Source organism: Cytobacillus sp. ABV4_503 (assembly GCF_056158445.1).
This window is the reverse complement of record NZ_JBSWTH010000001.1, coordinates 2,837,378-2,851,917: the sequence shown is the minus strand read 5'-3', so window position 1 is coordinate 2,851,917 and position 14,540 is coordinate 2,837,378. Positions and strand designations below refer to the sequence as shown.

16 protein-coding genes are annotated in these 14,540 nt (G+C 42.8%); all 16 read left to right on the top strand.

Going from position 1 to position 14,540, the window contains the following annotated elements:
• The first annotated feature begins 39 nt into the window (after nt 1-39).
• The 16 genes from ACXAD1_RS14195 (at nt 40) to ACXAD1_RS14120 (ending at nt 14,272) form a co-directional block, all read left to right on the top strand.
• Nucleotides 40-1,446 carry a metallophosphoesterase gene (locus ACXAD1_RS14195; RefSeq protein WP_370222985.1) on the top strand — a complete coding sequence of 469 codons (1,407 nt, stop codon included), beginning with the start codon at nt 40-42 and terminating at the stop codon, nt 1,444-1,446.
• Nucleotides 1,447-1,486: 40 nt separating this feature from the next.
• A complete protein-coding gene (locus ACXAD1_RS14190) occupies nt 1,487-1,666 on the top strand; it encodes a twin-arginine translocase TatA/TatE family subunit (RefSeq protein ID WP_053435217.1) in 180 nt (59 codons plus the stop codon).
• Between the two features lie 528 nt (nt 1,667-2,194).
• Nucleotides 2,195-3,061 (top strand): PHP domain-containing protein, encoded by an 867-nt coding sequence (locus ACXAD1_RS14185; protein ID WP_474910393.1) that lies wholly within the window; start codon nt 2,195-2,197, stop codon nt 3,059-3,061.
• Between the two features lie 32 nt (nt 3,062-3,093).
• A complete protein-coding gene (locus ACXAD1_RS14180; protein WP_474910392.1) occupies nt 3,094-3,729 on the top strand; it encodes a DapH/DapD/GlmU-related protein in 636 nt (211 codons plus the stop codon).
• A 141-nt stretch (nt 3,730-3,870) separates the two neighbouring features.
• Nucleotides 3,871-4,572, top strand: coding sequence for a GntR family transcriptional regulator (locus ACXAD1_RS14175; RefSeq protein WP_206844682.1), 702 nt, complete (start codon nt 3,871-3,873; stop codon nt 4,570-4,572).
• A 123-nt stretch (nt 4,573-4,695) separates the two neighbouring features.
• The gene (gene phnG, locus ACXAD1_RS14170) at nt 4,696-5,118 is read left to right on the top strand and encodes a phosphonate C-P lyase system protein PhnG (protein ID WP_206844683.1); all 423 of its coding nucleotides are present in this window, start codon (nt 4,696-4,698) and stop codon (nt 5,116-5,118) included.
• A gap of 18 nt (nt 5,119-5,136) precedes the next feature.
• Entirely contained in the window at nt 5,137-5,757 is a 621-nt protein-coding gene (gene phnH / locus ACXAD1_RS14165) for a phosphonate C-P lyase system protein PhnH (protein ID WP_474910391.1), read from the top strand.
• Nucleotides 5,745-6,878, top strand: coding sequence for a carbon-phosphorus lyase complex subunit PhnI (locus tag ACXAD1_RS14160; protein WP_474910390.1), 1,134 nt, complete (start codon nt 5,745-5,747; stop codon nt 6,876-6,878). Before phnH ends, ACXAD1_RS14160 begins: the two co-directional genes overlap by 13 nt.
• Nucleotides 6,871-7,725, top strand: a complete 855-nt coding sequence (locus ACXAD1_RS14155; protein WP_370222980.1) for an alpha-D-ribose 1-methylphosphonate 5-phosphate C-P-lyase PhnJ — start codon at nt 6,871-6,873, stop codon at nt 7,723-7,725. Before ACXAD1_RS14160 ends, ACXAD1_RS14155 begins: the two co-directional genes overlap by 8 nt.
• The gene (locus ACXAD1_RS14150) at nt 7,726-8,571 is read left to right on the top strand and encodes an ATP-binding cassette domain-containing protein (protein ID WP_370222979.1); all 846 of its coding nucleotides are present in this window, start codon (nt 7,726-7,728) and stop codon (nt 8,569-8,571) included.
• Between the two features lie 42 nt (nt 8,572-8,613).
• Entirely contained in the window at nt 8,614-9,792 is a 1,179-nt protein-coding gene (gene phnM, locus ACXAD1_RS14145) for a phosphonate metabolism protein PhnM (protein ID WP_206844689.1), read from the top strand.
• A gap of 40 nt (nt 9,793-9,832) precedes the next feature.
• Nucleotides 9,833-10,537 carry a phosphonate C-P lyase system protein PhnL gene (locus ACXAD1_RS14140; RefSeq protein WP_474910389.1) on the top strand — a complete coding sequence of 235 codons (705 nt, stop codon included), beginning with the start codon at nt 9,833-9,835 and terminating at the stop codon, nt 10,535-10,537.
• A 117-nt stretch (nt 10,538-10,654) separates the two neighbouring features.
• A complete protein-coding gene (gene phnD / locus ACXAD1_RS14135) occupies nt 10,655-11,689 on the top strand; it encodes a phosphate/phosphite/phosphonate ABC transporter substrate-binding protein (protein WP_370222976.1) in 1,035 nt (344 codons plus the stop codon).
• 162 nt (nt 11,690-11,851) lie between these two features.
• Nucleotides 11,852-12,640, top strand: coding sequence for a phosphonate ABC transporter ATP-binding protein (phnC, locus tag ACXAD1_RS14130; RefSeq protein ID WP_474910388.1), 789 nt, complete (start codon nt 11,852-11,854; stop codon nt 12,638-12,640).
• A complete protein-coding gene (locus ACXAD1_RS14125) occupies nt 12,630-13,415 on the top strand; it encodes a PhnE/PtxC family ABC transporter permease (RefSeq protein ID WP_113881563.1) in 786 nt (261 codons plus the stop codon). Before phnC ends, ACXAD1_RS14125 begins: the two co-directional genes overlap by 11 nt.
• Nucleotides 13,415-14,272, top strand: a complete 858-nt coding sequence (locus tag ACXAD1_RS14120) for a PhnE/PtxC family ABC transporter permease (protein WP_474910387.1) — start codon at nt 13,415-13,417, stop codon at nt 14,270-14,272. The genes ACXAD1_RS14125 and ACXAD1_RS14120 overlap by 1 nt, the downstream gene beginning before the upstream one ends.
• Nucleotides 14,273-14,540: the final 268 nt, after the last annotated feature.

Genomic DNA, 14,540 nt, shown 5'->3' with positions numbered 1-14,540 from the left:
AGAGGAGTCTGGAAAAATGGGAGAAGGAGTTTATAAATCATGAAAGATAATCGGACTGGACAAAAAGATGGAAATATATTTATTAAAGAAATGGATCGCCGTGCTTTTTTGCAGAAAACTACCTTAGCTGCCAGTGCAACAATTGGATTATCTCTTGCTAACTCTCTTAATTTAATTACAGCAAGTGCTGCCTCTTCTGCTTCGATCATGAACTCTGGAGGCAATAGTCCGGATTTAGTATTCCCGGTTATTAGTGACATTCATATCCATAACAGCAGCAATAAAACACTTGAAAAGTTTATAACAACTTTAGAACAGCTAAATAAGGCTATTCCGAAGCAGGATGCTTTTTTGGTTGTGGGAGATTTAACAGATTATGGATATGAATCCGAATACGATAAGTTTATGTCAGCTTATAATGTCCACAAACAGCCAGGTGCCGTTTCCATGTTTGCCATAGGGAATCATGACTATTGGAATGGCTTATCAGTAGCAGACGCCCAAAAGCGATTCCTAGAAAAAACAGGCATGGAATCTATTTACTATCACAAGGTAATCAAAGGCTACCATTTTATCATTCTGGGAACAGAAGATGGTTTAACAGAGGGCACTTTTTCCGTGGAACAAATTAATTGGCTGGGTGAGCAGCTGAAGATTGCGCATGAAGATGATTGGAAAAAGCCAATTTTTGTCTTTCACCATCAGCCGATTAAAGGGACTGTCTATGGAAGTGAATGGGGCTTTAATCAAAATAGAGACCTTTTTTACAACACTTTAAAGGAATATCCGCAAGTCATCTCATTTTCAGGACATACGCACTATCCTCTTGATGACCCGAGAATCATTCACCAGAAGGATTTTACTTCAATTGGAACCTCAACCGGTGCCTATTTGTGGCTGGACGCCGGCAGAATTCAAGGGGAAGTGCCTGAAGGTGCAGATGTCCTGAATCAGGCATTAATTGTCGAGGTGCATAATAATAAGGTGCTGATCAGACGCCGCGATATTCATCAGAATGATTGGACAGGAGAGCCATTTGAACTTAGCTATCCGGCAAATAAGCGGAAATTTTCTTACACAGAAGACAGGGATAAGAAGGCGCCTTTTTTTACAAAAGATGCGATGCTTTCCATTAATCATGAAATGACATCAGCCACTGGCATGGCCATTATGTTTACGCAAGCCAAGGATGACCTGCTGGTTCATGACTACAAGGTAGTGGCAAGACATGCAAATTCAGAGAAAGTCGTGAAGGAATTTCTTGCTTTCTCGGAATTCTATAAAGATCCTGTGCCAAACCCGTTAACGTTAACAATTGAAGGGTTACAGGCAAATACAGCCTATCAAATTGAGGTGCATGCACTGGATGCTTATGGGAATGTATGTAAGAAGCCTTTGAGAGCTTTAGGGAAGACGAAGACAATGGCTGCCGCAAATCCCGTTTGATAATGACGTTTAGTAACAATACTCTGCAGGAGGGATGAACATGCTGCAAAATATAGGTATACCTGGACTAATATTAGTATTAGTTATCGCACTTATCATTTTCGGGCCATCGAAGCTGCCGGAAATTGGCCGGGCATTCGGCTCGACTTTGAGGGAATTTAAAAGTTCAACAAAAGAATTGCTGTCAGAGAACCAGGAAGACAGCAGCAAAACTAAATAATACAGCAGAAATGGGCCGACTATTTTGGAGTTGGCCCTATTTCGTGAAGATTTTTTGAAAAATATCTGTCTTCTTGTTTTTTCTTATATTCTTTGTAAAAAAAGGCGTTTGTTACGTCATCTAGTCTTGTAAAAATGGGGAAATCGGTCACTTTCGGAAGTATATCGGCCAGAAATTGAATATATCGGTCACTTTCACGGTATATCGGTAAATTTTTACGTATATCGGTCACTTTCAGGATTTATCGGTCACTTTCAGGATTTATCGGTCACTTTCACAATTTATCGGTCACTTTCACAATTTATCGGTCACTTTTCCAATATATCGGTCACTTTTCCAATATATCGGTCACTTTTCCAATATATCGGTCAGTTGCTTTAATGCCGGGCTTTTAATAAGGCAATTCTATCAAACTGAAAAATCAAAATGACAATTACATAATCTTAACAGAAATTTACATCCCTTTAACCTATTTGGCTTGGCACCAAGTTATTCTAATAAAAAAGGCAATGAATAGGAGGAATGAAAATGAAAGCAGAGCTGCATTGCCATACGAATGTTTCTGATTGCCCGCTATCGATTGATGAGGTATTGAATCTTGCCATTGCCAATGAGGTTACACATTTGGCCATTACGAACCACGACACGACAAAAGGGCTGCAGGAAGCAATTGATCGTGGAAAGAGGTATGGAGTGGAGGTGATCCCCGGTATTGAAATTTCTGCTTTTGACTTTGACAGGGGACGCCGGGTGCACATTCTGGGCTATTTTATCGAACCAGGGCATAAGGCAATTGAATCGCTGTGTAAGCCGATTGTTGAGCGGAGGCATAATCTCTCTTTTGAAATGGTTCAAAGGCTGATTTCAGCAGGATACAGCATAACATGGGAGCACTGTCTGGAGCTTTCTGAAGGAGGAACTGGAGTTTATAAGCAGCATATCATGGCAGCTCTTATAGAGGCTGGATATGCTGATTCCATTTACGGATCCCTTTATAAAAAATTATTTAGCCGCGGTCAAAATGGAGAATCGCCAGGAGTTGCTTTTATCCCGATGGAATATGTGGATGCGCGGCTTGCTGTTGAGGCTATTATTGAAGCAGGCGGTGTGCCCGTCCTTGCCCACCCTGGCCAATACGGAAATTTTGAAAAGGTGCCTGAGCTGGTTGAGGCCGGCCTGCAGGGGATAGAAGTCTGGCACCCCCTTCACAGCGGACAGCATGAAGAAACGGCTAGGAAACTGGCCATCCAATATGGATTAACCATGACTGGAGGTTCCGACTTTCATGGTGCTTACGGTGAGAAACCGGTTGTGCTGGGCAGCATGTCTCCGGGGGTGGAGAGAGTGCATGAACTGGCTGCGAGACGGCAGAGATTGAAAAGCCAGCGTTTATAGGGGTCACATTAAAAAAGGAGTGGGATATGCCCATGTCAATGATTTTTAAACCAAAAAAGGATGAAAAGCTCTCTGTTTCACCTGCTGTACATCATTCCAGCTTCATCATTGACAGCTATGCGGGAGAATGGACGTCAATCGGAGAAAGAAATAAAATTATCGAATCGAAATTTGGGGACTACACTTATACGATGGATGATGTAACAGTCAACTATACTGAAATCGGTAAGTTCTGTTCCATTGCTTCTCATGCATGCATTAATCCTGTTCAGCATCCGATGGACCGGGTGACCCAGCACCATATGACTTATCGGAAAGTTGACTATGGCTTCGGCGATCAGGATGATCATGAATTTTTTGATTGGCGCCGTACAAACCGGGTTAAAATAGGCCATGATGTATGGATTGGGCATGGTGCTATCATTATGAAGGGTGTCGAAATTGGCACAGGTGCAGTCATCGGTTCCGGTGCAGTCGTTACAAAGGATGTTAAACCCTATACAATTGCAGCGGGCGTGCCGGCAAAGCCATTAAAAAGAAGGTTTTCTGAAAAGACAGCTGAAAAACTGCTTGAAATTGCGTGGTGGGATTGGCCAAGGGAGAAGCTTGAAGCCCATTTTGAAGAATTAAATGATACGGAAACTTTTATCAGGAAATTTGGAAGTTAAATACAGACTTACAAAGACCCAGTCACCAAAAAGATTGGGTCTTTTTTATATTCATAAAAATATTACAATTACGTAACTTTCCATTTAAATTCATTCATTAGACTTAAATTGTTTCTGGATTTCGAAAGGGGCGCCGACTGTATGAGTGAAAAAATGATGCTGGTAGATGAGCTGATTACACAAATAAAGGAAGGGAAGTACAAACCGAATGAAAAGCTTCCTTCTGAGAATGAGCTTGCAGATCAATATAGGATTCCAAGAATGGTTGTACGGAAAGCGTATGAGCAATTGCAGGAACTGGGGTTCATTTTTTCAAAGCAGGGAAGAGGCAGTTATGTCCAAAATAGGAAGCAGCAGATTCCGCTGATTTTAACAGGGGATATCAGTTTTAGTGAAAAGATGAATGAGCTTGGGTTTGACTTCAGGTCGGAGAATATTTGCTGTGAAAAAATCCAGTTTGATTCTGAAGTCTTTCATGCGCTAAAAGTCGATCCGGAGGATGAAGTCTATAAAATTTCCAGGCTAAGAATAGTGGACGGCTGCCCGATTGCCTTGCACACATCCTATGCAGCCAAATCTGTTTTTCCCCAAATTGATAGAGATGGTCCTGGGATCAAATCTATTTTTCACTACTATAGATCCCATGGCTATAAAGAATTTACATCGGGCCAAAGCCAGCTGAGTGTGGTTTTCCCAATAGAGCCTGAACGGAAAATACTGCAATGCTCAAGTTTAATTCCGCTTTTGCTCCTGGAGTCCCTCTGCGTGGATAAGGAGACGGGAACAGTACTGGAATTCTCAAGAATCAAGTATAGAAGCGATTGCTTTACCTATTTAATTTAAACTGGCTTTGGTGCAAATATCAGGTTAATAAAACTCTTACATAATTTACACTTCTTTAACATCCGCCAGCTTGGCAACAAGATAGATTTAAGATGCAGAACAAAAACAGATGGAGGCCAAAAGGTGAAAAGAAAACAGCGTACAGAAATTTTGATTGAAGGTTCACATGAGTTGGCTAAATCATTAGCGAATGAGATTGAACAAAAATATTCAGTTTCTGTTTTACAGGAGCCGGAACATGGACTTGTGATGTTAAAGGTTCGGGAAACTTCCAGGAAAAGCCTGTTTCATTTAGGAGAAGTACTCGTCACAGAATGCAAGGCTAAGGTGGAAGGGAAGATCGGCATTGGGATTGTGAAAGGAGATCACCCGGATTTGGCTTATCATCTTGCCGTGATTGACGCGGCATTTCTCGGGGATCTTCCCGAGATCAAACCATGGGCCGGGATACTCGAAATTGAAAAATACTATATAGATCAAAAAAGAAAAGCAAAGAATGAAGAAATTTTAAGAACAAAAGTCAGCTTTGAGACGATGGATGTTTAATAGAAGGAGGTACAGGGGTTGAAATTAGATGTTGTTCATGACCTGCAAGCTGTATATAGAAAATTGGTCGATTCCACTTCAAGGCCAGGGCTGATATCAGACCTAGGCAAGGAGGCTGCGCTGCTGGACGGAGAGAATCCAGCAGGCTGCTCCAGCTCAATTTTACTGCTGGCATTAACGCTGCTTGATCCTGAGGTTACGTTTAAAGTATACGGCGGTGATGCTGAAGCACTTGAAAAGGAAATAAATCAATTAACCTTTGCAAAAGCGGTTCAGGCAGACAAGGCCGATTATTTAATTCTCCTGAAGGATGCCGGGGCAGGGTCTCTGGAACATGCCATTGAAATGGCGAATCCGGGAACGTTCATAAATCCGCACAAATCCGCAATGATTATAGCAGAAACAGGGATGATTACTGAAGGGAACAAACTGCTATTAAGTGGACCTGGTATTCAAACAAGCACAGGAATCAATATAGAACTGGCTGGAAATTGGATTGTAAATCGCAATGAAAAAAATAAGGAGTATCCAACAGGGGTCGACCTGGTATTCGTGGACCGAAATCATCAGCTTTTATCATTGCCAAGAACGACTCAAATAACAGAAAGCAGGGAGGTGGAAAAACAATGGGTTATGTAGCAGTAAAAGGCGGGACACAGGCCATTGAAGAGTCGATTAAACGCTTGAAATATGAAAGGCTTCACAAGGAGCAGGTGCTTGAGACCGGGCAGATTGAAGGCGGTATGAGAGGCTTAATCGATCAGGTGATGTCAGAAAGCAGCCTTTATGATGAAAAGCTTGCCGCATTAGCGATTAAGCAGGCAGAAGGAAATCCGGAAGAAGCGGTATTCCTGCTACGCGCATACCGCTCAACCCTGCCGAGAAAGCACTCTTCTCAAATCATTGAAACCGGGGAGATGAAGGTGGAACGCCGGATTTCAGCCAGTTTCAAGGACATTCCGGGCGGTCAGATCCTTGGCGCTACAACCGATTATACCCACCGCCTCCTGGATTTCAATCTAATGAAGGAAACGGAAGAGTCGGTTAGCGAATGGCTGTCAAATTATGCTTTGGAAAATAGGACAATTGAAATGCTGCAGCATGCACCTGAATTTGTACTGCCAAAAGTGCTGGATTATTTGAGGAAAGAAGGACTGATACCTCCTCTCGAAAACAATGATGCTGAGCCTGATGATGTGATGAGGGATAGTCTTGAGTTTCCATCAAGCCGAAGCCAGCGCCTGCAAATTCTGACAAGAGGGGAGACTGGAGCTGTTACTTCACTCGCCTATGCGGTCATCAGAGGGTATGGCGCTTTGCATCCGACTGTTGGTGAGCTAAGAGTAGGAAGCCTGCCAATATATGTGGGCCATCCGAATGAAGAGGGCAATGACGAAGAAGAATATTACATTGGTGATATCAAAACAACAGAAGCAGAAATGCTGATGCCGTTCATGGCAGAAAAGGAAAAAGGCAAGAAGGAATTGGAGTTTGAAATCGGATATGGATTGTGTTTCGGACAGAATGAGACGAAAGCGATCGCCATGGGCATTCTCGATAATTGCCTCGAGCATCCTGATAATAGCTTCCCCAGCCATAATGAGGAATTTGTCCTCCTCCATATTGATTCTGTGGAGTCAACCGGCTTTATATCACACTTGAAGATGCCGCATTATGTAACCTTCCAGTCGAAGCTAGACAGTGTGAGAAAGACAAAAGCGAAAGCAGAAGAACAGGAAGAGGTGCAAGCATATGAATAACGCCTATAATTTTGCTTTCTTTGACGAAGGCTCGAAGCGGGAGATTAGAAGAGCCACTTTAAAAGCGATTGCCATCCCGGGTTATCAGGTACCATTTGCATCAAGGGAAATGCCGATTGGAAGGGGCTGGGGGACAGGAGGCCTGCAGCTGACACTCTCACTGATCGGGAAAGAGGATGTATTGAAGGTCATCGATCAGGGATCTGATGAATCTGTCAATGCAGTCAGCATCAAAAAGCTAGTAAAGGATACAACTGGTGTCCAAATAACGGACCATACCTCTCAGGCAACCATTATCCAATCACGTCACAGAATTCCTGAGGTGCCGCTGAGAACGGACCAAATCCTTGTTTTGCAGGTGCCGCTTCCTGAACCGTTACGGTATTTTGAACCGAGTGAGCATGAGACAAAAAAGCTGCATTCTGAAAAAGAATACAGCGGTGCCTGGCTTATGCTATTCGAACAGATAATGAAATACGGAAGCATGACAACAGGTGCAGATCATCCGGTCATGGTTCACGGCCGCTATGTAATGGCACCAAGCCCGATCCCTCGCTTTGATAATCCGAAAATGGATGAAAACGAAGCACTTATTTTGCTGGGAGCAGGACGGGAAAAGAAGATATATGCAGTTCCACCCTATACTAGGATTGTTTCCCTCGATTTTGAAGATTATCCGTTTGAAGGGGAAAGCTTTCATGATAAATGCTGCAGATTATGCGGGTCTGAGGGAGTGTTCCTTGACGAACTGATTGATGAGGCAACGGGAGAGACGTTTTACCAATGCAATGATACCAGCTATTGCTGTGAAATTTTAAACGAAGCTGAAAAGGCAGGAGTGAATTAAATGACTGAATTTGAGGTTCCGGTGTTATCTATTAAAAACTTAAACAAGCAATTCGGTCCTGGCTGTGATCATTGCAGGAACCCTGAGCCTTTGACCCTGATCAAAAATTACTGCAGTGTGTGCGGAACGGTGTATGCGTGCAGGGATGTGTCCTTCGATGTCTACCCGGGAGAGGTGCTTGGGATTGTAGGGGAAAGCGGAAGCGGCAAGTCCACTTTAATGCAATGCCTGTACTTTGACCAGGAAACGACCTCAGGGGAAGCTTATATTTCTTCCTATCAGAATGGGATGAAGAATCTTTTTAATGAGTCTTCCCAGCAAAAACGGTATATCCGCAACCATTTAATGGGGAAAGTCTATCAAAACCCTTTATTGGGATTGAAAATCGACTTTTCTTCGATTGGAAATATTGCCGAAAAGTTGATTGCAGCCGGCAGCAGGAATGTGGGAATGATGGAAGCCAGGGGATCAGAATTGCTCAGCAAGGTGAATATTCCTGTCCATCGCCGAAAAGAAGCTCCAAAGAATTTTTCCGGAGGAATGCAGCAGCGTGTGCAGATTGCTAAGGCTCTTTCTAATCAGCCGCCGATTCTCCTTTTGGATGAGGTTACGACGGGATTGGATCTATCCGTACAGGCTAGCGTTTTGGATTTGATTAAGAGCCTGCAGCGGGAAATGAATATTAGCATTGTGCTGGTTTCACATGATTTGGGTGTTATTCGGATGCTGGCGGACAGAACTTTGGTCATGCTGGAGGGACAGGTCATTGAACAGGGGCTGACAGATCAAATACTTGAAGACCCTCAAGCTCCATTTACTCAAAGCTTGGTTCATTCGCTTCTTTAAGGCAACGGAAAAAATCTCATTTCAAATTAGGGGGAAGCACACTTGTACGTCATTACAAACGGAAAACTAATTACAGAGGATACTATTCTGCAAGGCTATGATCTTCTGATAGAAGGTGATCGGATCAGCAGAATTGCTCCAAAGGGAGAAATGAAATTTGAAGAATCCCTGGAGGTGATAGATGCAGCGGGCGGGTATGTTTCACCGGGATTTATCGATATCCATTCCGATTATATTGAACATATGGCAGCACCGAGGCCAACGTCTTTAATGAACTTTCATTTAAGTCTCAGGGAAGCAGAGAAGGAGCTTATATCCCATGGGATCACAACGATGTTCCATTCGCTTTCCCTCTATAAAGAAACAGAATATGCATACAAGCCGATTCGGGAACCGGAAAATGTCAGAAAGCTCATTGACCTGATAGATGAGACACACAGTACAAAGCATCTTGTGCGCCACCGTTTCCACGCAAGGATGGAGATTGATAATGTGGATGAAATCGAGAACCTCAAAAGCTACATCAGTGAAAATAAGGTGCATTTGATTTCATTTATGGATCATACACCAGGACAGGGCCAATATCGTCATCTGGAAATCTACCGGAACACCGTTAAAAGCTATAACAGTATGAGCGATGCCGCTATAGATGTTTTAATCCGAAATCACCAAACAAAAGAAAAGCTCTCTGTCGAAGATATGAAGGACATTGCCGGGCACGCGCATGCACATGGGATTGCAGTTGCTTCACATGATGATGACAGCTTTGAAAAAATCGAGCTGGTGAAGAGCTTCGGCACGACAATAAGCGAATTTCCAATAACTCAGGAGGTAGCCTATAAAGCGAAGGAGCTTGGCATGTATACGGTAGCAGGAGCACCGAATGTTCTGCTCGGAGGCTCCCACAGCGGAAACCTGGGTGCAGCAGAAGCGATTCAAAATGATTCGATTGATATATTGTGCAGTGATTATTATCCGGCTGCTATGCTTCATGCCATTTTTGAACTGGCAAGAAATTACGGGATGGACCTTGCAGAAATGATCAGACTTGTCACCATTAATCCGGCCAAAGCCGTTAACATGGATGAAGAAATCGGTTCGATTGAGGCAGGAAAGAAGGCTGACCTATTGATTATTGAAAAATTGGCCGACGATTTTCCAGTCATAACAGGCGTGTTCGTTGATGGGAAGCTTATTCAAAAAACAAATTACAGAATTTGATTTCAAGCTGTAATACTACAAAGAGAAAGCAGGTGGATCGGTGGAGAATCTATTGGAAATCAAAGATCTGTCCAAATCATTTACCCTTCATAACCTCGGGAAAAATATTCATGCAGTTAGCGGCATTGATATCAGCTTAAGGGAAGGGGAATTCATCGGGATTACAGGAAAAAGCGGGAGCGGAAAATCGACGATATTGAAATGCATTTTTGGAACCTACTGCCTTCAGGAAGGGAGCATTTGGTACAATTCCAAAAAGTTCGGGCCTATCAATTTGGCTGAGGCAACAAATAGACAGATGATTTATTTGCGCAAGCAAGAAATTGGCTATGTGTCTCAATTTCTGAATGTTATGCCAAGAACGACTGCCAGGCAGCTTGTAGAGCAGGCTATTGTTGAAATGGGAAGGGACCAGGTTCGTGCTGAGAAAGAGACAGAGCGGATCCTATCGCATTTCGAGCTGGATCAAGAGCTGTGGGACAGCTATCCTGCCACCTTTTCTGGCGGGGAAAAACTCAGGCTGAACATTGCCCGGGCTATGGTCAAGAAGCCAAGACTGCTTCTTTTGGATGAACCGACCGCAAGCCTGGACTATGAATCTAAAATGAAGGTGAAAATCTTAATAGAGCAATTAATGAATGAAGGCACGACAATGCTTGGAATCTTCCATGATCTTGAATTTATGAACAACTTATGTGATCAGGAATACAACATGCAGAATGGTGTATTTACATTGTCTCATTAATTCTTTACCAGTGCTTAACGATTTCTCATAATGCCTTATCAGTAGATTAATATTCTTTCGCTATAGTTAGGTCGATGGTATTATAAAAACTTTTCTAAATAAGAGAGGGGAAAAATCATGAAGAAAATGGCGCTATTTTTGCTTTCAATTGTGATGACCGCTGTATTTGCAGGCTGTTCGTTTACAGCGAACTCAGAGAAGGACGATACGCTGACGATTGCCTGGCTTCCGAACGAATCAGGCGCTGATTTAGGAGAAGCACGTGACGAAATTGGGAAACTGATAGAAGAAAAAACAGGCAAGAAAGTAGAGCATCAAACAACGACTGATTATATTGTGGCAATTGAAGCGATTGCGAACGGCAACGCAGATATGGCGTTCCTTGGTGCACAAGGATACATAGAAGCACATAACAAGAATGAAAAGGTTCTTCCGCTGGTTGTTCCAAGCGGTGAGTCCGGCACTCTGGAGGACGCTGTGTATTACAGCTGGCTGGCTGTTCCGAAGGAAAATGCAGATGAATACAAAAACGGCGGGGAATTTGCCATAGACAATATTCAAGGAAAGAAATTCTCTTTTGTTTCGAACAGCTCAACTTCAGGATTCAAGGTTCCATCTACAGGCATTACTGATTATTTCAGTGAAAAAGAAGAGTTTAAGAGTTTGACAGCTGAGGATTTACTTGAGGGCGGAGAGGACAAGTTCTTCAATGAAGTATTATTTGGCGGCTCTCACCAGGGTTCTGCTGTCAATCTATTAACCGGCAAAGCGGACGTGGCGGCATTCTGTGATACATGTGTGAACAATTATGTGGAGCTTGCAGAGGGTGAAGCCAACAAACAGGGTGCTGTTTACAAAGTGAAAGATGATGCTGCTGAGCCATTGAACACGGTTGCCGGAAAAGAATTCAGCTTAATCTCAGTAACTCCTGTATTGAATGCACCATTTGTAATCAATTCCGGCACATTGAGCGAAGAAGATCACAAACAGCTGCTTGAAATTATGACTTCAGACGAAGTGGCAAATAACGAAAAAATCTTCGTTCCGGAGGACTCCGAATTTTCAGGGTTATTCAGCAGAAAGTCCGGTAATGAGCGTTTGGTGGAAGTTGAAGATGAATGGTTCAACCCTATCCGTGAGCTTGCAAAATAAATCGAAGTTCTATCGGCGGGGAGGGCTTTATTCCCCGCTGATGGCCGGTTGAACAATCGAATTTTATCGGCAGTTGAAATATTTATTTACTATATTGTCCTTTAAGTAGTCTGGACTGCCCGTTAATGCGGGATAAAACAATTGGATAGGAGGGGTTAACTCATGTCAGCATTATTGGAAGTTAATCACCTTTCAAAGCAATTTGGCAAAGATTCGAAAGCATTAAATGATGTGAGCTTCTCAGTCCAGGAGGGGGAATTCGTTTCCATTATCGGCCCATCAGGAGCAGGGAAATCAACTCTTCTCCGCTGCATCAACCGCATGATTGATGCTACAGGCGGAGATATCCGCTTCCAGGGTCTCCATGTAATGGACCTGAAGAAAGAAGAATTAAAACAGGTCCGCACCAAAATTGGCATGATCTTTCAGCACTATAATTTAGTCAATCGATTGTCGGTAATCGAGAACACTTTGCACGGAAAATTGGGGACCAAATCAACATTGGCTGGCGTTTTGGGACTTTACAGCAAAGAGGAAAAGCAGCAGGCAATCCAGATTTTGAAAGTGCTTGGCCTGAACGAAATGATTTATAAGCGTGCAGACCAATTAAGCGGCGGGCAAAAACAGAGGGTAGGAATAGCGCGCGCGCTTATCCAAAATCCGCGGATGCTCTTGTGCGACGAACCCATTGCATCCCTGGATCCTAATTCGGCGAAAGTAATTATGGATCATTTGAAGAAGGTTTCAACAACTATGGGCATTACAGTGGTTGTAAATCTTCATCAGGTTGATGTGGCCATCAAATATTCTGATCGAATTATCGGCATTAACAAGGGGCAGGCAGTATATAACGGTACAGCTAAAGGAATGACTTCTGAAGACATTCAGCGGATATATGGATCAGAAGCGGATGATTTAATCTTTGACATAGGAGGCATCCATGCAGGCTGATATCTTTGCTAAGAAAAAACGAAACACACTTGCCTTCCTTTTACTTCTTGGAGCCGTGACAATCCTTGCCATGATCATTACAGAATACAATGCTTTAAAGGGTTTTGCTTCAATCCCGAAAGCCATCCAATGGGGAATGGCAAACTTTTATCCAACCGCAGAATCCTTAGAAAAGCTGCCAGTTATTCTTGAAAAGCTGCAGGAAACACTCCTGGTTTCGATTGCGGCCACGACAGCAGCAGCTGTATTCGCCCTGTTATTTTCCATTTTCGGTTCAAATACTACAAGGGTAAATGCCTTTTTTGGAGCGATTACAAGAGGAATTGCCACTGTCTTTCGTAACATTGATGTTGCCGCCTGGGCACTGATTTTGCTGTTTTCATTTGGACAAAGCGCGTTAACTGGCTATTTTGCTTTGTTCTTTGGGTCATTTGGATTCTTAACCAGAGCTTTTACCGAAACAATTGATGAAGTAAGCGGGGGTTCTGTGGAGGCGTTAAAAGCGACAGGCGCAGGCTACTTTTCCATCATCTTTCAATCGGTCATTCCATCAAGCATTCCGCAATTAATCAGCTGGATTTTGTTCATGATTGAAACAAATATCCGCAGTGCCACACTGATTGGACTGCTGACAGGATCTGGAATCGGTTTTACATTCAACTTATATTATAAAAGTTTGGCTTATGACACAGCAAGTTTGGTCGTTGTTGTCATCATAGCTGCTATCCTTTTGATCGAATATGCATCCAATTATGTAAGGAAGGTGATTTTGTAATGGAGGTGAAGGAACAGCTCAGTAATGTCTCAGCATCAGCTGACCATCTGCTTGGTCAAAGAATGCCGGCTAAACCTTTGAATAAACCGGCTATTGTGACGAGATTAACTCTCTTTATTCTCGCTGCTATAACAGTCTATGCATTTTACAGCTTTGATTATAAGGAACTGAACTTTATGGATGCGCTTCTCGGCACATTCGCCAATTTAAAAACCATATTCCTTGAACCGCACTTGAAGCATTTCTCTTTTGGACATGCCCTATATCAAGTTATGGTTACACTCGGCCTCGCCTTTCTGACTACCTTGTTTGGCGCTATCATAGCAGTCCTATTTGGATTGCTGGCGGCTGAGAATCTGTCTTCGAAAAGGGTTTCAATATTCATTAAAAGCATGGTCGCATTTATAAGAGCCGTGCCGACCGTCCTGTGGGTCCTGATCTTTGCGGTTGCAGCCGGCCTTGGAAGTACAGCTGCAGTTATTGGTATGACCTTTCATTCGATCGGCTATTTAATCAAAGCCTATTCAGAGTCCTTTGAAGAATTGGATAGGGGAGTGATAGAAGCGCTGCAGGCGAGCGGAGCCAATTGGTGGCAAATTGTCTTTCAAGCAGTTATCCCATCTTCCATCACTTATATGATCTCCTGGACATTTCTCCGCTTTGAGATTAACTTTGCAGTAGCCGTTGCCATGGGAGCAGCAGCAGGAGCCGGCGGAATTGGATTTGACATGTTCATGGCAAGCAGCTTTTACCTGGATATGAGGGAAATCGGGGCTATTACTTATTTTATTTTGGCCGTTGCAGTAATCCTTGAAATCTTTGCCGCTAAGATTAAGAGAAAGCTTAAAACAGCATAGTGAATAAGCCATTATTTGACCAGGCCCTGATGAGCCTGGTCTTTATATTTTGCTGTATATGACGACTCTCACTGTTCACAAATTTGATGTTCTGTGAATCTTTGAAAAGTATAGATGAAATCCTGTCTAAAAATTAAAAATATAAAATTTTCTGAATTCACTATTGAAATTACGAGATTATCAATCTATAATGAATTTAATTATTTTCATCAGTGGAGAAAATAATATGTAAATAACCTTTAAATAGCGAAAATACATAGATTATTTT